This is a genomic window from Mycolicibacterium setense, assembly GCF_000805385.1.
Lineage (GTDB): Bacteria > Actinomycetota > Actinomycetes > Mycobacteriales > Mycobacteriaceae > Mycobacterium > Mycobacterium setense.
This window is the reverse complement of record NZ_JTJW01000007.1, coordinates 82,088-101,840: the sequence shown is the minus strand read 5'-3', so window position 1 is coordinate 101,840 and position 19,753 is coordinate 82,088. Positions and strand designations below refer to the sequence as shown.

Genomic DNA, 19,753 nt, shown 5'->3' with positions numbered 1-19,753 from the left:
CCTGACTATAGTAAGGCTAACCTAAGTGAAACTGGAGCCTTCGGAGGTGGCATGACTGTCTTGATCGAAGACCCGCTGATCGCGGGCATGGCCATCGAGCGCACGCTGCCGCTGCACGAATCGAGCCGGCGCCTGCGCGAGCTGTATCCCGAGTGTCCGCGGGTCTACGGCGTGGCCGTGGTGGGCGACCTGTCGCGCCGGCGGTGGTGGCCGCTGGCCGAGGCGTTGTCCGCGGATCGATTGCAAGGCATGTTCGACGCCGCGATGGCCGAGACGGGGAATTCCGCCGCCGTCGCCCAGCAGTTGGCCGCCACGTTCATCCATGTGGTGATCGGGAGGGTGGTGCCGCTGCTGGTGCTGGAAGGGCGCGCGTGGGACACGGGGCTGGAGAACCTGTGGGTGCACGTCGACTCGGAAGGTGCGATCGACTGGGTCGGCGTCGTCGATCCGACTTTGCGCGGCCTGCCCGAGGATCCCCATTACTCCGGCCGTGCCGCCCGATTCGCCAGTGCGTCCCACGACGGGATCGTCGCGTTGCCCAGCGAGGCTGCGCTGACCACCTGGGTCGCCCATCGCAGCCATCGCGCGCTGGAGCCGTTGTTCGCGCGGTTGGTGCAGATCAGCGATGGCGCGATGTCGGTCGCGGCGATGTGGCACATGGTGGGGGCGGCCGTGGTCGGCGCGGCTACGCAGGTGCCGCTGCTGGCCGGGTCCAGCGAGGTGGTGAGCATGCGGCGGGGTCAGGCGGTGCTCGACGCCCTGGTGGGGTTCGGTCTCCCGGTCCGCGGGTGCGGCCGCGCAGGGAAGGTCTTGTTAAATTAGGGAAGCCTTGCCTATTATGTAGATACGAGGCTAACGGACCGTGCCGGAGTCCTGAGGGCTGCAGAGACCCCCGGTCCGCTCGAGGGCGGGTCCCGCGTTTTACACGCGGGACCCGCCCGCATCTTTGTTGCGGTACGACGTGTAGACACGAGGATTGTGACCACTGTTTCCCCTGAGGGCCTGGGCAAGGGTTTCGACACCGAACTGGGCCTGACCTATCTCGAGCTCACTCCCGACGGCGGCCGCGCGCAGCTGACGATCCACGACAAGCTGCTGCAGCCCTGGGGAATCGTGCACGGCGGCGTGTACTGCTCGATCGTCGAAAGCCTGGCCAGTGTTTCCGGCCATATCTGGCTGTCGGAGAACGGCGGCGGCACGGTGGTCGGCGTCAACAACAACACCGATTTCCTGCGCGCCATCGGATCCGGCACTGTCACAGCAGTTTCCGAGCCGATTCACCGAGGCCGGCGCCAGCAGCTGTGGCTGATCACCATCACCGACGACAACGGCAAGCTCGTCGCGCGCGGCCAGGTGCGGCTGCAGAACGTCCCCGAGTAGCGGACGGGCCGCCGGGGTGGGGCAGGCGCACCGAGCGCTGCCGAACCCCGCTCGACGTGGCAATATCGCGCACTATGCGTTTGACCCCGCATGAGCAGGACCGTCTGCTCATCTCGTATGCCGCCGAACTGGCGCGGCGCAGACAGGCTCGCGGCTTGCTGCTCAACCATCCCGAGGCCGTCGCGGTGATCACCGATCACCTGCTCGAAGGCGCTCGCGACGGCCGCACGGTTGCCGAGTTGATGGTGAGCGGACGCGATGTGCTGACCCGCGCACAGGTCATGGAGGGAGTGCCCGAGATGCTGCACGATGTACAGGTCGAGGCTACTTTTCCCGACGGCACCAAACTGGTCACCGTCCACAACCCGATCGCCTAGATGTCGATGATTCCGGGTGAGGTCGTGTTCGGCGACGGTGCCATCGCGCTCAATGCCGGTGCGCCCCGCCTGATTCTCGATGTGGTCAACACCGGTGATCGACCGGTGCAGGTCGGCAGCCACGTGCACCTGCCGCAGGCCAACGCCGCGCTGGACTTCGACCGGACGGCCGCCCGCGGTCATCGGCTCGACATTCCGGCCGGCACCGCGGTGCGCTTCGAACCCGGTGTGGCCCAGCGTGTCTCACTGGTGCCGCTCGGTGGCGCCCGTGAGGTCCACGGCATCAGTCTGCATCCGCCCGGCCGATTGGGACCCGCATGACCGAATTGACCCGCGCCCGCTATGCGGCGCTGTTCGGCCCCACCACCGGTGACCGGATCAGGCTGGCCGACACCGATCTGTTCATCGAGATCACCGAGGACCGCAGTGGCGGCCCGGGCCTGGCCGGCGACGAGGCGGTGTTCGGCGGCGGCAAGGTGCTTCGTGAGTCGATGGGGCAGTCGAGGGCGACCCGCGCCGACGGCGCACCCGATACCGTGATCACCGGCGCGGTGATCATCGATCACTGGGGAATCATCAAGGCCGACATCGGCATCCGCGACGGCCGGATCGTGGCCATCGGCAAGGCCGGCAATCCCGACATCATGACCGGGGTGCACCCCGGCCTGGTCGTCGGACCGTCGACCGAGATCATCGCGGGCAACGGTCGCATCCTGACCGCCGGAGCGATCGACTGCCACGTGCACCTGATCTGTCCGCAGATCATGGAAGAGGCCATCGGCGGCGGCATCACCACGATCGTGGCCGGGGGCACGGGGCCGGCCGAGGGCAGCAAGGCCACCACGGTCACACCGGGTGCCTGGCACCTGGCAAGGATGCTGGAATCTCTGGACTCCTGGCCGCTGAACGTCGCGCTACTCGGCAAGGGAAATACGGTCAGTTCCGAGGCGATGTGGGAGCAGTTGCGCGGTGGCGCAGCGGGTTTCAAGCTGCACGAGGACTGGGGTACCACGCCGGCGGCCATCGATGCCTGCCTCACGGTCGCCGAAGCCGCCGGGGTGCAGGTCAACATCCACACCGACACCCTGAACGAGGCCGGATTCGTCGAGGACACCCTGGCCGCCATCAAGGGCCGCGGCATCCACGCCTATCACACAGAGGGTGCAGGCGGCGGCCACGCACCGGACATCATCACGGTCGCCTCGCATCCGAATGTGCTTCCCAGCTCGACGAATCCGACCCGTCCGCACACGGTCAACACCCTCGACGAACACCTCGACATGCTCATGGTGTGTCATCACCTCAATCCGAGCGTGCCCGAGGATCTGGCCTTCGCCGAGAGCCGGATCCGGCCGTCGACGATCGCCGCCGAGGATCTGTTGCACGACATCGGCGCCATCTCGATGATCGGCAGTGACTCGCAGGCGATGGGCCGGGTCGGCGAGGTGGTGCTGCGAACCTGGCAGACCGCGCACGTGATGAAGCGCAGGCGTGGTGCCCTGGACGGGGATGGGCCGGCCGACAACAACCGCGTCCGTCGGTATGTCGCGAAATACACCATCTGCCCGGCCATTGCGCACGGCCTCGACGACGAGGTGGGCTCCGTCGAGGTCGGTAAGCTCGCCGATCTGGTGCTGTGGGAACCCGCGTTCTTCGGGGTGCGCCCGCATGCGGTGCTCAAGGGCGGCATGATCGCCTGGGCGGCGATGGGTGATGCCAATGCGTCGATTCCCACCCCGCAGCCTGTGCTGCCTCGCCCGATGTTCGGCGCGGCCCCGGCCGCGGCGGCCGCCACGTCGGTGCATTTCGTCTCGCCGCAGGCGATCGAGGACGGTCTGGCCGATCGGCTCGACATCCGCCGAAAGCTCGCCGCGGTCAAGAACGTTCGAAAGATCGGTAAGGCCCGCATGCCGCTCAACGATGCGCTGCCCCATATCGAGGTCGAGCCGGACACGTTCACGGTTCGGATCGACGGGCAGGTGTGGCAGGAACAGCCCGCAACCGAGCTGCCCATGGCCCAGCGATATTTCCTGTTCTAGATGAGAAGCCTGGCAACGCTTCTGACGCTGGCCGACTCGCGGTTGCCGACCGGCGGGCACGTGCACTCCGGTGGCGTGGAGGAGGCGGTCACCAGCGGCCTGCTCACCGACGTCGCGACGGTGCGCGCATATCTGGTGCGGCGGATCCGAACCAGCGGGTTGGTTGCCGCTTCGATGGCGGTCGCGGTGCAGACCGGGGCGTTGGATGCCCAGCGTGCTGACGCCGAAACCGACGCCCGTACACCGGCTCCGGCGGCACGCGAGGCCTCGCGAGCCCAGGGGCGCGGACTGGTCCGGCTGTCCCGTCGGGTCTGGCCGCAGCGGGACTGGGACATGCTCGGACCTCGGCCGCATCTGCCGGTCGCGGCCGGTGCGGTCGGGGCGGCGGCCGGGCTGGATCCGGCCGAGACCGCGCTGTCGGTGGTGTACACCACCATGACCGGGTCGGCCACCGCGGCGCAGCGACTGCTCGCGCTGGACCCCGCCGACGTCGCGGCGCTGACCTTCGAGCTGTGCGGGTTGTGTGACGCGGTGGCGGCCGAGGCGGCCGCCGGGCCCGCCGACCTGTCCGATCCCTTGCTCGACGTCCTGGCGCAGCGGCACACCGAACGCGACCGGCCCTTGTTCGTCTCCTGAATCTGTTAGTCACGCACTCGAAAGGTCCACCATGCCACCGCATTTCCTCGACGGCGAACCGCACACCCACGTCGACCGGCCAAAGCGCGTTCGTCTGCCCGGTGAGCCGCTGCGCATCGGTGTCGGCGGCCCGGTCGGATCCGGGAAGACCGCGCTCGTGGCGGCGTTGTGCCGGCAGTTGCGCGACGAGCTGTCGCTGGCGGTGCTGACCAACGACATCTACACCACCGAGGACGCCGACTTCCTGCGCAGGCACGCGGTGTTGCCGGACGAGCGCATCGCGGCGGTGCAGACCGGAGGATGCCCACATACCGCGATCCGTGACGACATCACCGCCAACCTCGATGCCATCGACGATCTGATCGAGGCCAACCCGGCACTGGACCTGATCCTCGTCGAGTCCGGCGGGGACAATCTGACCGCGACGTTCTCGTCGGGCCTGGTGGACGTGCAGATCTTCGTCATCGACGTGGCCGGGGGAGACAAGGTGCCACGCAAGGGTGGGCCGGGGGTGACGTACTCGGATCTGTTGGTGGTCAACAAGACCGACCTGGCGCCGCTGGTGGGTGCCGATCTGGACGTGATGCGCCGCGACGCGGCCGCGGTCCGCGTCCAGCGGCCGACGGCGCTCATCTCGCTGACCGAGGACCCGTCGGCGGGGCCGGTTCTGGAATGGGTGCGCGAGCAATTGAAGGTCGGGCAGGCCTCGTCCGCGTGATGCAGACCCACGTCGTCATCACGGCCACGCCCGGGCGGTTGCCGCGGATCGAGGCCCGTGGCGGGCTGGCCGGCCGCTGCACCGAACCCGATACAGTGCATCTGATCTCCACGGCGGCCACCCCGCTCGGGGGAGACACTCTCACGGTGCGGCTCGTGGTGGAAGCCGGCGCCCGGCTGCGCATCCGGACCGCCGCGGCGACGATGGTGCTTCCCGGCGGTCACACGTTGCAGTCGGGGGCACATTGGGAGCTCGAGGTGGCCGGACAGTTGGATCTCGATCCACAACCCACCGTGGTGGCCGGCGGTTCGGTACATCACACCACGACGCGACTGCACCTCGCCGAGTCCGCACAGGTCCGCCTGCGAGAGCGGGTGCAAATCGGCAGAACCGGTGAACAGCAAGGATTCTGGTCGTCCAGCTTGCACGCCGACGTCGGGTCGACGCCATTGTTGCGTCATCGGATCGAACTGGGTCGCGGTGCAGTGGGTGACGACGTTTTGGCTGCACCCAGGGCTTGCGCGAGTGAACTGCGCTATCCCGCACCCTCATTCGAGGCGCACGGAACGGTTCTGGCGCTGGCCCGCGGCGGCAGCCTGGCCACCTGGCAAGGGGACCGGCTGCCGCCTGAGGCTACAGAAGGGTCAGAGGGCTAGGACGCCGCTCTCTCGGTTTCCTGCACGGAAGCCGCGATCTCCTCGAGTTCTTCGATCCTGGTGCGCGCGTAGGCCTGTTGCTCGGTGATGGTGAGCTGTCCACGTTTGGTGCTCAGGAACGTCACACCCCACGACAGGACGGTCACCAGCCGGCTCTTGAACCCGACGATGTACACCAGATGCAGCACCAGCCAGCACACCCAGGCGAAGAACCCGGAGAACTCGACGGGGCCCACCTTGGCCACCGCCGAGAACCGCGACACCGTGGCCATCGAGCCCTTGTCGAAGTACTCGAACGGGGCACGGATCTTCGGGCTCGTGCCGGCGACCTCCCGCTTGATCAGCTTGGCCGCGTAGCGGCCGCCCTGGATCGCGCCCTGAGCGACGCCGGGCACACCGTCGACGGCAGCCATGTCACCGACCACGAACACGTTGGGGTGACCCGGGATCGTCAGATCCGGTGCCACCTTGACCCGGCCGGCGCGGTCCAGCTCCACACCGGACTGTTCGGCCAGGTCTTTGCCCAGCGGGCTGGCCGAGACGCCGGCCGACCACACCTTGCAGGCCGATTCGATGCGCCGCAGCGTGCCGTCGGAGTCCTTGACCGTCAGGCCGTTGCGGTCGACGTCGGTCACCATGGCGCCGAGTTGAACCTCGACACCCATCTTCTCCAGCCGTTCCTGGGCTCGTTTGCCCAGCTTTTCGCCCATCGGCGGCAGCACTGCCGGTGCGGCGTCGAGCAGGATCACCCGGGCCTCGGTGGGATCGATGTGCCGGAAGCTGCCGCGCAGCGTCTGATCGGCCAATTCGGCGATCTGCCCGGCCATTTCGACACCGGTCGGACCGGCGCCCACCACGGTGAAGGTCAGGAGCTTGGCCCGGCGCACCGGGTCACTGGACCGCTCGGCCTGTTCGAACGCACCGAGGATGCGGCCACGGAGTTCCAGCGCATCGTCGATCGACTTCATGCCGGGAGCGAACTCGGCGAAATGGTCGTTGCCGAAGTAAGACTGCCCGGCGCCTGCCGCGATGATCAGGCTGTCGTACGGAGTGGAGTAGGTGTGCCCGAGCAACACCGAGTCCACCGTCTGGTTCTCCAGATCGATGTGGGTTACGTCACCCAACAGCACCTGCGCGTTCTTCTGCTTGCGCAGGATCACGCGTGTCGCCGGGGCGATCTCGCCTTCGGAGATGATGCCGGTGGCCACCTGGTACAGCAGCGGCTGGAACAGGTGGTGGGTGGTGCGGGCGATCAGCTTGACGTCGACGTCGGCACGTTTGAGGGTCTTGGCGGCGGTCAGACCGCCGAAACCCGATCCGATGATGACTACCTTATGCCGATCCGACGCCGTAGCTCCGGGATGGCTCATTGCTGCTCCTCGCGGACGTGTTTGCCACTCGTAATAACAGTCAGGTTAGTCGGCGCGATTCCCGGCTGTGCGGTGAGATGGCCAACGAACCGAATGTTTACCCGGATATCAGTGGTTTCAAGACTTCGGCCACTTCGGTGATGCCACCGGGCACGTATCCGCCCATGGTCACCGGGCTGAGGACCACCCCGTCGACCCCCGTGTCGAAGAGCTTGGTCTTGAGCTGCTCGGCGATCTGCTCAGGACTGCCGAACACCGCCCGCTGCTGGAAGTCGGGTGGGATGGCGTCGGCGGTGAATTGCTCGCCGATCAGGGCGATCACCAGCATGCTGGTCTCCAGTGTCGCCGGGTCGCGGTCGATCTGGTCGCACTGCTGCCGGATGACGTCGAGCTTGCGGGGCAGTTCGTCGAAGTTGGCGATGATGTTGAGGTGGTCGAAGTGCCGTGCCGCCAGCGGAATCGTCTTCTTCTCGCCGCTGCCGCCGATCATCAACGGAATGTGCTCACGGAAGCGGGGATTGGCCATCGCCTCCACGGTCCGGTAGTACTTGCCGGTGAAGGTCGGACGCTCGCCGGCGAGCATCGGGAGGATGATCTGCAATGCCTCGCCGAGTTTGTCGAACCGCTCGGTGAAGGTGCCGAACTCGTAGCCGAGCTGATCATGTTCGAGTTCGAACCAGCCGGTGCCGATACCGAGAATGGCGCGGCCCTGGCTGATCACGTCGAGCGTGGTGATGGCCTTGGCCAGCAGGGTCGGATTGCGGTAGGTGTTGCCGGTCACCAGGGTGCCGAGTTGGACCGTCTGGGTCGCAGAGGCCAGCGCGCCGAGCGCGGTGTAGGCCTCCAGCATCGGCTGGTCGGGCGTGCCGAGACCGGGCAGCTGATAGAAGTGGTCCATCACGAAGACCGAGTCGAACCCGGCCGCTTCGGCTTCCTGCGCCTGCGCGATGACAGTCGGGAAGAGCTCGGAAACGCCGGTGCCGTAGGAGAAGTTGGGTATCTGGAGTGCGAGTCTGATCGTCACTCCGTCAACCGTAACCCTCTCAGCCGAGGGTCGCCATCGCGCCGCGGCTGACGTGCATGGTCTGACCCGTGATGTGGCGGGCCGCCGGGGTGCTCAAAAACACTGCGAGACGGGCGAATTCATCGGCGACCGACGGGGGCGTGCTGCCCAGGCCGTCGTAGCCGGGCTCGGCGGACAGGCCGGGGGCGATGGCGTTGACGGTGATTCCGCGGGTGCCGAAGTAGGCGGCCTGACCGGCCGTCCAATCGCTGAGCGCTGCCTTGATCGCGGCTTCGGCGCTGCCCTCGCGCGGGCTTGCGGGCACGACGTTGATCACGGATCCGCCCGAGCGCAGGTGATCGCCGACGATCTGCACGGTCAGCACCGCCGAGACCACGGTGGCATCCAGCGCGTTGCGCCAGGCGGTGGCCATGTCGGTCAGCGTGAACGTGCGGGGGTCCTTGGACTCGAACAGCGGGGCCGGGACGTTGACCAGGGTGTCGAGGTGGTGGGGAAACAGCGACCGGGCGTTCTCGAGACTGGAGGCGTCGGTGTTGTCGAAGACGATCGACGCGACGTCGAGCTGCTTGGCAGCCAACTCCAGATCCTCGCGACGGGCGCCCGCGATAACCACGTTGTGGCCCGCGTCGAGGAAACCTGCCGCGATCGTGCGGCCGAGTTCAGTGTCGCCGCCGGTGACCAGCACCTCCGCCATGATGTACCTCCATGTACCCGGGGATCGCCGCGCCGGACGGGGGCGACCAACGGTCAATGTTACTGGACAGTAGCTAGGACACGAAACTCGGCGCGCCAAATGTCGGCTCACATAAGGTGGCGGGGATGATTCGACCCAGCGCTCTCACCTGCGTCGACGTGGTCGGCGAGGCCGCATCGTGACGAATCCGCCACGGCTTCCGCGCTGGATATATCTTCCCGCCGCCGCCGGGGCGGTATTCGTCGTTCTGCCTCTCGTGGCGATGGTGGCAAAGGTGGACTGGCCGCGGTTCGGGTCGCTGATCTCCAGCGCGTCGTCCACCGCGGCGTTGCGGCTCAGCCTGGAGACCTCGGTGGCCAGCACGGTGTTGTGCGTGGTGTTCGGCGTACCCCTCGCGCTGGTGCTGGCCCGCACCGGCGGCGTGGTGACCCGGATCGTCCGGCCGTTGATCCTGCTTCCGCTGGTGCTGCCGCCGGTGGTGGGAGGCATCGCGTTGCTGTACGCCTTCGGGCGGCTCGGGCTGGTCGGGCGTTACCTGGAAGCCGCCGGGATCCAGATCGCCTTCACCACGGTGGCGGTCGTGCTGGCGCAGACCTTCGTGTCGCTGCCGTTCCTGGTCATCTCGCTCGAAGGGGCAGCCCGCACCGCCGGCGCCGATTTCGAGGTGGTGGCGGCGACCCTGGGCGCATCGCCGACGACGGTGTGGTGGCGCGTGACCCTGCCGCTGCTGGGCCCCGGTCTGATCTCGGGAGCGGTGCTCGCCTTCGCGCGTTCTCTCGGCGAGTTCGGCGCCACGTTGACGTTCGCCGGCTCGCGTCAGGGTGTCACCCGGACTCTTCCGCTGGAGATCTACCTGCAGCGCGAGAGCGACGCCGACGCCGCGGTGGCGTTGTCGGTGGTGTTGGTGGTGGTCGCGGCGGTCGTGGTGATCGGACTGGGTGGCCGCCGGCTGAAAGCGGGCGGTTGGACATGACGCGGTTGGACATGACGCGGTTGGACATGACGTTGCAGGCGCGCGCTGTCGTCGAAAGCCGAGGCCTGGACGTGGACTTCGTCGTACCGGCCGGGGAGGTGCTGGCAGTGCTCGGCCCGAACGGTGCCGGCAAGTCGACCACCCTGCATTCGATCGCCGGCCTGGTCGACCTGGATGCCGGACGCATTCAGGTGGGGGATCGGGTGCTGACCGACGCGGCAGCCGGCGTGCAAGTGCCGACACATGACCGCCGGGTCGGATTGTTGTTGCAGGAGTCGCTGCTGTTTCCGCACCTCAGTGTGCTGGCCAACGTGGCGTTCGGGGCCCGCAAGGGACGCCAGGTCGGGCGTGCGGCCGCGTACGAGAGCGCTCACCGGTGGTTGGCCGAGGTGGATGCCACGGATCTCGCGCACCGTCGCCCACGCCGGCTGTCGGGAGGCCAGGCTCAGCGCGTGGCGCTGGCCCGGGCGCTGGCCGCCGATCCCGAGGTGCTGTTGCTCGATGAACCGCTGGCGGGATTGGACGTGGCCGTGGCGGCATCGATGCGCAAGGTGCTGCGTCGGGTGTTGGCGAGTGGTGGCAGGTGCGCCGTACTGATCACCCATGACCTGCTGGATGTCCTCACCTTGGCTGATCGGGTGATCGTGGTCGACGGCGGGCGGATCGTCGAAAGTGGTTCTGTTGCAGAGGTTTTGTCAACTCCGAAGAGTCACTTCGGGGCCCGGTTCGCCGGGGTGAACCTGATCAGCGGCACGGCCGCCGGCGACGGCGTCCTGGCCACATCCTGGGATGCGCACTGGCATGGCACGCCGGCGGGCGAGGTGCCACAGGGTGCATCTGTGGTGGCGGTGTTCTCGCCGGCGTCGGTTGCGGTGTACCGCGAGGAGCCGCATGGCAGTCCGCGCAACACTGTCGCCGTGACGGTCGCCGAGCTCGACAGCCGGGGGCCCGGCATCCGGGTGCGCGCCGAGGAGCAGCCCGACGGTGCTCCGGGACTGGCTGCCGACATCACCGCGGACTCGGCCACCGAGCTGCGGCTGACTCCCGGCGACACGGTGTATTTCTCGGTGAAGGCGCAGGAGGTCGCCGTCCATCCCGCGGGACACGCGCAATGACTGCCCGCCCGGCGTAACGCAGGCCTGCGCGGGTCCGATTCACGTGGTGAAGGGGCCCGGCGCCGCCGGGTCGGGATGCGGGTTGCCAGGTCCGGCGTGGCGCCCGACACGCCCGCGTGTCAGCAACTGCACACCCTGCTGTCTAGCTGCTCGTATCTCATCTGTCGCAACCGCACTTTTTGGCACTCTAAGAGCAACTCACACTTGCGTCACGGCCGTAACACGGTAGTTTCTTTCCCATGGACGAGTCGGATGCGATGTCACATCGGCGCAGGGGTCTGTCGAACAAGCTGGCGCTCATTGCGCTGACCGGCGCGACTGCCGCGGCCGTTGCGCTGCCGGCGGTGGCGTATGCGGATCCCGTGCCGCCCGCGCCTCCGGCGCCTGCGCCGGCACCGGCGGTTCCCGGTGCCCCGCCTGCGCCTGCCCCACCGGCCGCGCCTGCGCCTGCTGCCGCTCCCGGTGCCCCGGTCCCCGGCGCCCCGGCACCCGCCGCCCCCGTCGATCCCAATGCGCCGGTTCCGCCTCCCGCACCCGCCCCGGCTCCGCTCGACCCGAACGCACCGCCGCCCCCGCCGGCGCCTGTCGACCCGAACGCTCCGGCTCCCGCCGCGCCCGCGCCGGAGCCAGGCCGCGTGGACAACGCCGCGGGCGGCTTCAGCTATGTGGTGCCCGGGGGCTGGAAGGTGTCCGACGCGACCCAGTTGTCCTATGGCCAGGCGTTGTTGACCAAGATTCCGCCGGAAGGCACGCCTGAGCCGCCGAACGACACCAGCGTGTTGCTGGGGCGCCTCGACCTCAAGCTGTTCGCCGGTGCCGAGGCCGACAATGCCAAGGCAGCCGTCCGCCTGGCCTCCGACATGGGCGAATTCTTCATGCCGTTCCCCGGGACCCGGGTGAATCAGGAGACCGTCCCGCTCGATGCCAATGGCCTCAGCGGCGTCGCCTCGTACTACGAAGTGAAGTTCACCGACACCAACAAGCCCAACGGCCAGATCTGGGCCGGCGTGGTCGGTGCGCCGCCCGCCCCGGGCACCCCGCGCGGGCAGCGGGCGCCGGAACGCTGGTTCGTGGTGTGGCTTGGTTCGGCCAGCCATCCGGTCGACAAAGCAGCGGCCGCGACGCTGGCCAACTCGATCCGGCCGTGGACACCGCCGGAGGCTCCGGCCGGGGACCCCAACGCGGCACCGCCGCCGGCTGACCCGAACGCTCCGCCGCCCCGTCCGGGTGTCGGGGTGCCGGTCCCGGTGACCAACGCTCCGCCGGAGATGCAGCCGCCGGCCTGATGCCGGGCTGCCGGCCGAACGAGGATTCGGCGAGCCGACCGCTGATCGTTCCCAAGAAGCCGACCGAATTGTTACGTTCGGGAGGTACACCTGGGGTGTGGCTCAGCGAGCTCGCTGGGCATGGCCAGTGACAGGCAGGAGACCTGCAATGGACTTGATGGCGGCTACCGAAATCCTGGCTCGTTCGTCTACGCAGACGAGTGTCGGCTGGATCGGCTACATCATCATCGGGGCGATCGCCGGATGGATCGCGGGCAAGATCGTCAAGGGCGGTGGAGCGGGCATCCTGATGAACATCGTCATCGGGGTGATCGGTGCACTCATCGGCGGATTCCTTCTCAGCTTCTTCCTCGACACCGCTTCCGGGGGCTGGTGGTTCACCCTCTTCACGGCAATTCTGGGATCGGTGATCCTGCTCTGGATCGTCGGGCTCGTGCGCAACCGCACCTGACCGGCTCGGGAAATGGCCACCCGGACCACCGGGGCCATGACGGCCTGGCAGGTTGCCAGGCCGGGACCGGTGAGTTCGCATCCGCTGCAACGGGTTAGCGTGCCCACCCCGCAGCCCGGGCCTGACGAATTGCTCGTCGCGGTCCTGGCGTGCGGGGTGTGTCGTACGGATCTGCATGTGGCAGAAGGTGATCTGGCCGTTCACCGGCCCCGCGTGATCCCGGGACACGAAGTCGTCGGCGAGGTGGTCGCGGTCGGCGCGGAGACCGGCGGCGGTTTCGCACCGGGTGATCGTGTCGGTGTGGCCTGGTTGCGGCACACGTGCGGACATTGCGTCTACTGTCTGCGCGGCCGGGAGAATCTCTGCCCGTCCTCGCGGTACACGGGGTGGGACGCCGACGGCGGCTATGCCGAATTTACGACTGTCCCGGCTGCATTCGCACTCCGGCTGCCGGCCGGCTACTCCGATGTCGAGCTGGCGCCGCTGTTGTGTGCGGGCATCATCGGGTACCGGGCGCTGTTGCGTACCGACCTACCCCGCGGCGGACGGCTGGGAATCTACGGCTTCGGCGGTAGCGCGCATCTGACGGCTCAGGTGGCTTTGGCTCAGGGGGCCCGCGTACATGTGATGACCCGTGGTGAGCGGGCCCGCGAACTCGCGCTGGCGCTGGGGGCCTCGTCGGCGCAGGGCAGCGCCGACATGCCGCCTGAGCCGTTGGACGCGGCGATCCTGTTCGCCCCGGTCGGGGACCTGGTGCTGCCCGCGATGGCGGCGCTCGACCGCGGCGGCGTCCTGGCGATCGCGGGCATCCACCTCACCGACATCCCGACCCTGAATTACCAAGAGCACCTCTTCCAGGAACGCGAGATCCGGTCCGTCACCGCCAATACCCGCGCCGACGCCCGTGATTTCCTGGCGTTCGCCGGGGGACACCGGATGGCGGTCAGCGCCCCGGTGTACGGCTTGGACCGGGCGGACGAGGCGCTGGCAGACTTGAGCGCCGGCCGCATCTCGGGCGCCGCGGTGTTGCGGGTGTAGTCAGAGTGCGGCCAGCGCCGCGCCCAATCTGCCGTCCAGATCGCCGTGGCCGAATGCGTACAACGGTCCGAGGCCGTCGTTGATCACCCTGGTGAGCCGGGCCATACCGCGTGCGTCGACCGGCATGGGCGAGTGCAGCCGCTGAATGATCGCCTCGATCGTGGTCCGTGCCGCGGCGATGTTCTTCCGATGCAACGGGATTCGTGACGACCACAAGATCGTGTCGTCGGCGGATTCGCGCACGCAGCGGCGCAGCGCACGGGCGAGGGCCACCCGTTCCGAGGCCGATGTCAGCCTGGCCGCGCGGGCGGCGATCGCACTGCCCGGGGGAATCGGTGCGCCGACGGCGAGCATGGCGTCGAATCTGCCCGACCGGATGCGTGCGGTCAGACGAGCCCGGAGGGGCGGGCGGCAGGGGATGGGTGCTCGGCGGAATGTGGTCGCTGGTGTCGCAGAAATTCGGTTGTCGTTCATGGCGATACCTCGTAGGTTTCCGTGTGCCGAGCCCGAGCAGCGTGACTATCTAATAACGTACGCCGGTCATGAATGACTAGTCAAACCAATTTAGCGGTCACGGCGGTAGGCTGGAGAGATGACGACGACGTGGGCCGGTGACACCGAGTCCAAGCCTGCGCCGGAGCCACTGGCCCGGATTCAGTCCCTGGTCAACACCATCGAATTGCCGGCCGGCACCGACCGGCTCGCCGATCCAGACCATGCGGCGCCCTGGCTGGCGGCCAACGGGTTGCTTCCCGCGGGGACGAGGCCGACTCCGGCCGATCTGGAACTGGTGCGGAATGTGCGCGAGGCCTTGCGTGCGCTGCTGATTCACAACACCGGCGGACCGCCGCCGGAAGCCGATCACCTCGCAGCGCTGCGGGCGCTCACCGACGCGTCCACCGCACGGGTCGATCTGGGTCAAGACGGCACCGTGCGGTTGTCAGCCGCGGGGCCGAGCGTGGGCGAGCGCCTCCTTGAGCTTTTGCTGGTGATGCGCGACGCGCAGCGCGACGGCACGTGGGCACGGCTCAAAGCGTGTGCGAACGACGAATGTACGTGGGCGTTCTACGACCGCTCCCGCAACCATGGCGGTACCTGGTGCACGATGGCCGAGTGTGGGAACAAGTTGAAGAACCGGGAGTTCCGCGCGCGCAGGCGTGCGGGTGGTTAGGACAGGTGCCACACCAGGGCGGCGGCCAGTGCGCCTACCCCGTTGAGTGACCAGTGCAGGGCGATGGGCGCGATGAGGCTACCGCTGCGTCGCCGCAGCCAGGTGAACACGAAGCCGGCGATGCCGGTGGCGATCACGGCCAGCACCACACCGGCGATCATCCCGACCACACCGCCGCCGAACAATCGCGTGAAGCCGACGTTCTCGCTCGTGAGCCCGAGCGAGCTGGCGATGTGCCACAGTCCGAACAACAGCGAACCGCCGGCGGCGACACCGCGAAAACCCCAGGCGCGGTTGAGGGTTCCGTGCAGCACGCCACGGAACGCCAGCTCCTCGGGGATCACGGTCTGCAGCGGGATGATCACCATCGACGCGAGCAGCGCGCCCGAGATGGTCGCGTAGTTGTCGTTCATGAACATCGGCCGGGTCCATGGCAGCGCCGCCCCGATGGCGATCACCGACACCACGAGTGCGACAGCGCCGAGCGCGTAGCCGACGCCTGAGCGCCAGTGTTCGCGGCCCAGCCCCAGCTCGGTCCAGCCCAGGCCGCGGGCCCGCACCAGGACCAGCAGGGCCACTGCTGCGGCCGGGACGGTCGCGATGCTCGCCCACGGAGTGGTGAAGTGCGCGATCAGGTTGGTCAACGTGAGGATGACGACGACGATGCCGACGTCGGCGTAGATCCGGAAATGGTGCAATGCCGAGAGCTGGGCCACCAGGGGATGGGGATGCGCGGCCACGGCGCTCTGATCAGACATGACTTGCCAATCGTACCGGCGCCGCGCAATTACCCAGGTCACACTGCGGTCCAGGTCCAGTTGGCGATGGCTGGATCGTCCTCGCCGTGTTCGCGGGTATAGCTGCGGGCGGCGAGTCGTGCGTCGACCATCTCCTGACGTAACCCGGCAGCGCTGACCGCCAGCCCCTCGACCCGATCGATCACGTCCATGACGAGGTGGAACCGGTCGAGGTCGTTGAGCATCACCATGTCGAACGGCGTGGTCGTGGTGCCCCGCTCTTTGAATCCGCGCACGTGCAGTTGGTCGTGGTTGGTGTGTCGATAGGCCAGCCGGTGAATCAGCCACGGGTAGCCGTGATAGGCGAAGATGATCGGTTTGTCCGTGGTGAAGATCGAATCGAACTCGCGGTCGGACAACCCGTGCGGATGTTCGGACTCGGGTTGTAGACGCATGATGTCGACGACGTTGACCACGCGGACTTTCACCTCGGGAAGCCGGCGGCGCAGGATGTCGGCAGCGGCGACGGTCTCCAGCGTCGGGATGTCTCCGGCGCAGGCCAGCACCACATCGGGTTCCCCGGTCGCGTTGCTCGCCCATTCCCAGATGCCAAGGCCGCGGGTGCAGTGCGCGACGGCCTCGTCCATCGTCAAATACGTCAGCGCGGGTTGCTTGCCCGCCACGATGACGTTGACGTACTGGCGGCTGCGCAGGCAGTGGTCGGCCACCGACAGCAGGGTGTTGGCGTCCGGAGGCAGGTAGACACGGACCACCTCGGGCCGTTTGTTGGCGACGTGGTCGATGAACCCCGGATCCTGATGTGAGGCGCCGTTGTGGTCCTGGCGCCAGACGTGGGAGGTCAGCAGATAGTTCAGCGAGGCGATCGGCCGTCGCCAGGTCAGGTGCGAACTGCTGGACAACCACTTGGCGTGCTGGTTCAGCATGGAGTCGACGATGTGGACGAAGGCCTCGTAGCAGTTGAACAACCCGTGCCGCCCGGTCAGCAGATATCCCTCAAGCCAGCCTTGGCAGAGATGCTCGGAGAGCACTTCCATCACCCGGCCGTCGGGGCCCAGGTTCTCGTCGACGGGCAGGGTTTCGGCCTGCCAGACCTTGTCAGTCGTCTCCAACACCGCGCTCAGCCGGTTCGAGGCGGTCTCATCCGGGCCCATCAGCCGGAAGCGGTCCGGATTGGCGGCGATGACATCACGCAGGAACGTGCCGAGTACGCGGGTCGCCTCGGCGGTCCCGGTGCCCGGGCTCTCGACGGGCACCGCGTAGTCGGTGAAGTCCGGTAGGTCGAGGTCACGTAGCAGCAATCCACCGTTGGCATGCGGGTTGTCGCTCATCCGGCGGGTGCCCGAGGGGGCCAGTGCGCGTAGTTCGGGCCGCAACGCCCCGGTGGTGTCGAACAGTTCTTCGGGTCGATAGCTGCGCAGCCATGTCTCCAGCTGCGCCATGTGTGACGGGTTGGTCCGCGTCTCCGCCAGTGGCACCTGGTGGGCGCGCCAGGTGCCCTCGACCGGCTTCCCGTCGACCTCGTGCGGGCCGGTCCAGCCCTTGGGGGTGCGCAGGATGATCATCGGCCACAGCGGCCGGCCCGGCTCGCCGTCCAGACGGGCCGCGCGCTGGATCGCCGCGATCTGGTCGAATGCCTCGTCCATGGCGGCGGCCAGCTGCTGGTGCACGTTGGCCGGATCGTTTCCGGCCACGGTGATGGGTCGGTAGCCGTAGCCGTAGAACAGCGATTCGAGCTCTTCTGCCGGAATGCGCGACAGCACCGTGGGATTGGCGATCTTGTAGCCGTTGAGGTGCAGGATGGGCAGCACCGCGCCGTCGACGACCGGGTTGAGGAACTTGTTCGAATGCCAACTGGCGGCCAGTGGGCCGGTTTCGGCCTCGCCGTCGCCGACGACGCATGCCACCACCAGGTCGGGATTGTCGAATGCGGCGCCATAGGCGTGCACCAGGGCGTAGCCGAGTTCGCCACCCTCGTGGATCGAACCGGGCGTCTCGGCGGCCACGTGGCTCGGAATCCCACCGGGAAACGAGAACTGGCGGAACAGCTTCCGCAGACCGTCGGTGTCCGGCCCGATACCGGTGTAGACCTCGCTGTAGGTGCCTTCCAGATAGGCGTTGGCCACCAGTCCGGGACCACCGTGACCGGGCCCGGTGACGTAGATGACGTTCGCGTCGCGCTCGCGGATGATCCGATTCAGATGGGCGTAGAGCAGGTTCAATCCCGGGGTGGTGCCCCAGTGGCCCAGCAGTCGCGGTTTGATGTGCTCGGCCGCCAGCGGCTCATCGAGCAACGGGTTGTCCAGAAGGTAGATCTGGCCGACGGACAGGTAATTGGCTGCGCGCCAGTATGCGTCGAGCTGCTCGAGTTCCGTATCGGTCAGTGCCGGTGAGAGAGTCGCGTCGCTCATGTTCTCCATAGTGGCCGGTGTCGGTGAATGGCGCCCGCGATCCCGATTACCCGAATTCGCAGCGGTCAACCAACACAACGCGAAACGCCGTCCGCAACGGTTCCGACGGATCGTCCGCCGACCGGTTTCTCAGGTGGGTACACCCCGTCGGCTAGGTTCGTGGGCATGACGGTCCCCAGCGCTCTCGACCCGCGAACCCCGGTACTGGTGGGCTATGGCCAGGTCAACCAACGGGAGGAGAAGCCGGACGTCGAACCGGTGGATCTGATGGCCGCGGCGGCCAGGGCCGCCGCGGATCCACGCGTGCTGGAGGCGGTCGATTCGGTGCGGGTCGTCAATCTGCTGTCCTGGCACTACCGCGATCCCGGTTTGCTGTTGGCGCAACGCATCCGCGCTCACAAGGCCGCGACGCGTTACACCGGGGTGGGAGGCAACGTACCGCAGACGCTGGTCAACGAGGCCTGCCGGGACCTGCATGGCGGCCGGGCAGACGTGGTCCTCATCGCCGGCGCCGAGACCTGGCGGACCCGCAGCCGGCTGCGGGCCCGCGGCGAAAAGCCGGACTGGACCCGACAGGATGAATCGGTGCCGGAGGCCCCGGGTGCGCATGAGGGTGTGCCGATGGCCGGTGAGGCCGAGCTGCGGATCCAGCTGGACCGGCCGGCCCACGTGTACCCGATGTTCGAACAGGCGCTGCGCATCGCCGCCGGTGAGTCCAGCGACGAACACCGCGGCCGGATCGGCGCACTGTGGTCACGGTTCAGTGCGGTAGCCGCTGACAACCCACACGCCTGGAGCCGGGAGGCGGTGACCGCCGAGCACATCTGGCAACCCGGCCCGGACAACCGGATGATCAGCTGGCCCTACACCAAGTTGATGAACTCGAACAACATGGTGGACCAGGGTGCGGTGCTGATCCTGACCACCGTCGAGAAGGCGACATATCTTCAGATCCCCTCCGAGCGTTGGGTTTTCCCGTATGCCGGGACGGATGCGCACGATACCTACGCGATTGGTGAGCGCGCAGAGCTGTACCGTTCGCCGGCGATCCGGATCGCCGGCCGACGGGTGCTGGAACTCGCCAGTGTCAGTCTTGACGAGATCGACTTCGTCGACGTGTACTCGTGCTTCCCGTCGGCGGTGCAGGTGGCGGCGGCCGAGATCGGTCTGCCGCTGGCCGATCCGTCGCGGCCGCTGACGGTCACCGGCGGGCTGACCTTCGCGGGCGGCCCGTGGAACAACTACGTGTCCCACTCCATTGCGACCATGGCCGAGCGGTTGGTGGCCAACCCGGGGACCCGCGGGCTGATCACCGCCAACGGCGGTTACCTCACCAAGCACAGCTTCGGCGTGTACGGCACGGAGCCGCCGGCACATGAATTCCGTTGGCAGGATGTGCAATCCGATGTCGATGCCGAGCCGACCCGCGAGCTGCGGGTGGACTTCACCGGCACCGGCACCGTCGAATCCTGGACCACGCCCGTCGGCCGCGACGGCACCGCGGAGCGGGCTTTCCTGGCCGTGCGCACCCCTGACGACGCCCGCACGCTGGCCCGGATCGTCGACGAGTCACAGGCGGCGGCGACCATGTCCGAGGACATCGCCGGGGCGAAGGTCCAGGTTCACGCCGACGGCAGCGCGACCCTGCTCTGAGCGCCG

21 protein-coding genes are annotated in these 19,753 nt (G+C 67.8%); 15 read left to right on the top strand and 6 right to left on the bottom strand.

Annotated elements, in window-relative coordinates:
- Positions 1 to 51: 51 nt before the first annotated feature.
- The 8 genes from QQ25_RS17860 to QQ25_RS17825 all read left to right on the top strand — a co-directional run bounded on the left by QQ25_RS17860 (position 52) and on the right by QQ25_RS17825 (position 5,806).
- Entirely contained in the window at positions 52 to 822 is a 771-nt protein-coding gene (locus tag QQ25_RS17860; RefSeq protein ID WP_039320935.1) for a hypothetical protein, read from the top strand.
- A 156-nt stretch (positions 823 to 978) separates the two neighbouring features.
- Complete coding sequence (locus tag QQ25_RS17855) at positions 979 to 1,380, top strand: PaaI family thioesterase (protein WP_039320931.1); 402 nt, start codon at positions 979 to 981, stop codon at positions 1,378 to 1,380.
- A gap of 74 nt (positions 1,381 to 1,454) precedes the next feature.
- Positions 1,455 to 1,757, top strand: a complete 303-nt coding sequence (locus QQ25_RS17850; RefSeq protein ID WP_039320930.1) for an urease subunit gamma — start codon at positions 1,455 to 1,457, stop codon at positions 1,755 to 1,757.
- Between the two features lie 6 nt (positions 1,758 to 1,763).
- Complete coding sequence (locus QQ25_RS17845) at positions 1,764 to 2,078, top strand: urease subunit beta (protein WP_039321175.1); 315 nt, start codon at positions 1,764 to 1,766, stop codon at positions 2,076 to 2,078.
- Positions 2,075 to 3,796: an urease subunit alpha gene (locus QQ25_RS17840; protein WP_039320926.1), complete on the top strand. Its 1,722-nt coding sequence runs from the start codon at positions 2,075 to 2,077 to the stop codon at positions 3,794 to 3,796. The genes QQ25_RS17845 and QQ25_RS17840 overlap by 4 nt, the downstream gene beginning before the upstream one ends.
- A complete protein-coding gene (locus tag QQ25_RS17835; protein ID WP_039380207.1) occupies positions 3,797 to 4,432 on the top strand; it encodes an urease accessory protein UreF in 636 nt (211 codons plus the stop codon).
- Positions 4,433 to 4,463: 31 nt separating this feature from the next.
- Positions 4,464 to 5,150: an urease accessory protein UreG gene (gene ureG, locus QQ25_RS17830; RefSeq protein ID WP_039380206.1), complete on the top strand. Its 687-nt coding sequence runs from the start codon at positions 4,464 to 4,466 to the stop codon at positions 5,148 to 5,150.
- Complete coding sequence (locus QQ25_RS17825; RefSeq protein ID WP_039380204.1) at positions 5,150 to 5,806, top strand: urease accessory protein UreD; 657 nt, start codon at positions 5,150 to 5,152, stop codon at positions 5,804 to 5,806. Before ureG ends, QQ25_RS17825 begins: the two co-directional genes overlap by 1 nt.
- On the opposite strand, the gene QQ25_RS17820 is transcribed toward QQ25_RS17825, so the two are convergent.
- The 3 genes from QQ25_RS17820 to QQ25_RS17810 form a co-directional block, all read right to left on the bottom strand.
- Positions 5,803 to 7,176 (bottom strand): type II NADH:quinone oxidoreductase Ndh, encoded by a 1,374-nt coding sequence (locus QQ25_RS17820; RefSeq protein ID WP_039320910.1) that lies wholly within the window; start codon positions 7,174 to 7,176, stop codon positions 5,803 to 5,805. The genes QQ25_RS17825 and QQ25_RS17820 overlap by 4 nt on opposite strands.
- Positions 7,177 to 7,273: 97 nt before the next feature.
- On the bottom strand, positions 7,274 to 8,200 hold the full coding sequence (locus QQ25_RS17815; protein ID WP_039320908.1) for an LLM class F420-dependent oxidoreductase: 927 nt from the start codon (positions 8,198 to 8,200) through the stop codon (positions 7,274 to 7,276).
- A gap of 19 nt (positions 8,201 to 8,219) precedes the next feature.
- Positions 8,220 to 8,894, bottom strand: coding sequence for an SDR family oxidoreductase (locus QQ25_RS17810; RefSeq protein WP_039320906.1), 675 nt, complete (start codon positions 8,892 to 8,894; stop codon positions 8,220 to 8,222).
- Between the two features lie 178 nt (positions 8,895 to 9,072).
- Here QQ25_RS17810 and QQ25_RS17805 point away from each other — a divergent pair, with 178 nt between their 5' ends.
- The 5 genes from QQ25_RS17805 (at position 9,073) to QQ25_RS17785 (ending at position 13,757) form a co-directional block, all read left to right on the top strand.
- Positions 9,073 to 9,867 (top strand): ABC transporter permease, encoded by a 795-nt coding sequence (locus tag QQ25_RS17805; RefSeq protein ID WP_101906134.1) that lies wholly within the window; start codon positions 9,073 to 9,075, stop codon positions 9,865 to 9,867.
- A complete protein-coding gene (locus tag QQ25_RS17800) occupies positions 9,864 to 10,982 on the top strand; it encodes a sulfate/molybdate ABC transporter ATP-binding protein (protein ID WP_409370954.1) in 1,119 nt (372 codons plus the stop codon). Before QQ25_RS17805 ends, QQ25_RS17800 begins: the two co-directional genes overlap by 4 nt.
- 239 nt (positions 10,983 to 11,221) lie before the next feature.
- Positions 11,222 to 12,268, top strand: coding sequence for an alanine and proline-rich secreted protein Apa (locus tag QQ25_RS17795; protein ID WP_039320902.1), 1,047 nt, complete (start codon positions 11,222 to 11,224; stop codon positions 12,266 to 12,268).
- 148 nt (positions 12,269 to 12,416) lie between these two features.
- Positions 12,417 to 12,719 carry a GlsB/YeaQ/YmgE family stress response membrane protein gene (locus tag QQ25_RS17790; RefSeq protein WP_039320900.1) on the top strand — a complete coding sequence of 101 codons (303 nt, stop codon included), beginning with the start codon at positions 12,417 to 12,419 and terminating at the stop codon, positions 12,717 to 12,719.
- A gap of 12 nt (positions 12,720 to 12,731) precedes the next feature.
- Positions 12,732 to 13,757 carry a zinc-binding alcohol dehydrogenase family protein gene (locus tag QQ25_RS17785; RefSeq protein WP_409370955.1) on the top strand — a complete coding sequence of 342 codons (1,026 nt, stop codon included), beginning with the start codon at positions 12,732 to 12,734 and terminating at the stop codon, positions 13,755 to 13,757.
- Here QQ25_RS17785 and QQ25_RS17780 read toward each other — a convergent pair whose 3' ends face one another.
- Complete coding sequence (locus QQ25_RS17780; protein WP_308205415.1) at positions 13,758 to 14,111, bottom strand: hypothetical protein; 354 nt, start codon at positions 14,109 to 14,111, stop codon at positions 13,758 to 13,760.
- A gap of 238 nt (positions 14,112 to 14,349) precedes the next feature.
- Between QQ25_RS17780 and QQ25_RS17775 the strand changes: the two genes are divergently transcribed.
- The gene (locus QQ25_RS17775; protein ID WP_039380201.1) at positions 14,350 to 14,928 is read left to right on the top strand and encodes a CGNR zinc finger domain-containing protein; all 579 of its coding nucleotides are present in this window, start codon (positions 14,350 to 14,352) and stop codon (positions 14,926 to 14,928) included.
- On the opposite strand, the gene QQ25_RS17770 is transcribed toward QQ25_RS17775, so the two are convergent.
- A complete protein-coding gene (locus tag QQ25_RS17770; RefSeq protein WP_039380199.1) occupies positions 14,925 to 15,686 on the bottom strand; it encodes a CPBP family intramembrane glutamic endopeptidase in 762 nt (253 codons plus the stop codon). The two genes, QQ25_RS17775 and QQ25_RS17770, sit on opposite strands and share 4 nt — an antisense overlap.
- Positions 15,687 to 15,724: 38 nt before the next feature.
- A complete protein-coding gene (locus QQ25_RS17765) occupies positions 15,725 to 18,094 on the bottom strand; it encodes a phosphoketolase family protein (RefSeq protein WP_039380293.1) in 2,370 nt (789 codons plus the stop codon).
- A 165-nt stretch (positions 18,095 to 18,259) separates the two neighbouring features.
- Between QQ25_RS17765 and QQ25_RS17760 the strand changes: the two genes are divergently transcribed.
- On the top strand, positions 18,260 to 19,747 hold the full coding sequence (locus QQ25_RS17760; RefSeq protein WP_039380198.1) for an acetyl-CoA acetyltransferase: 1,488 nt from the start codon (positions 18,260 to 18,262) through the stop codon (positions 19,745 to 19,747).
- The last annotated feature ends 6 nt before the right edge of the window (positions 19,748 to 19,753 follow it).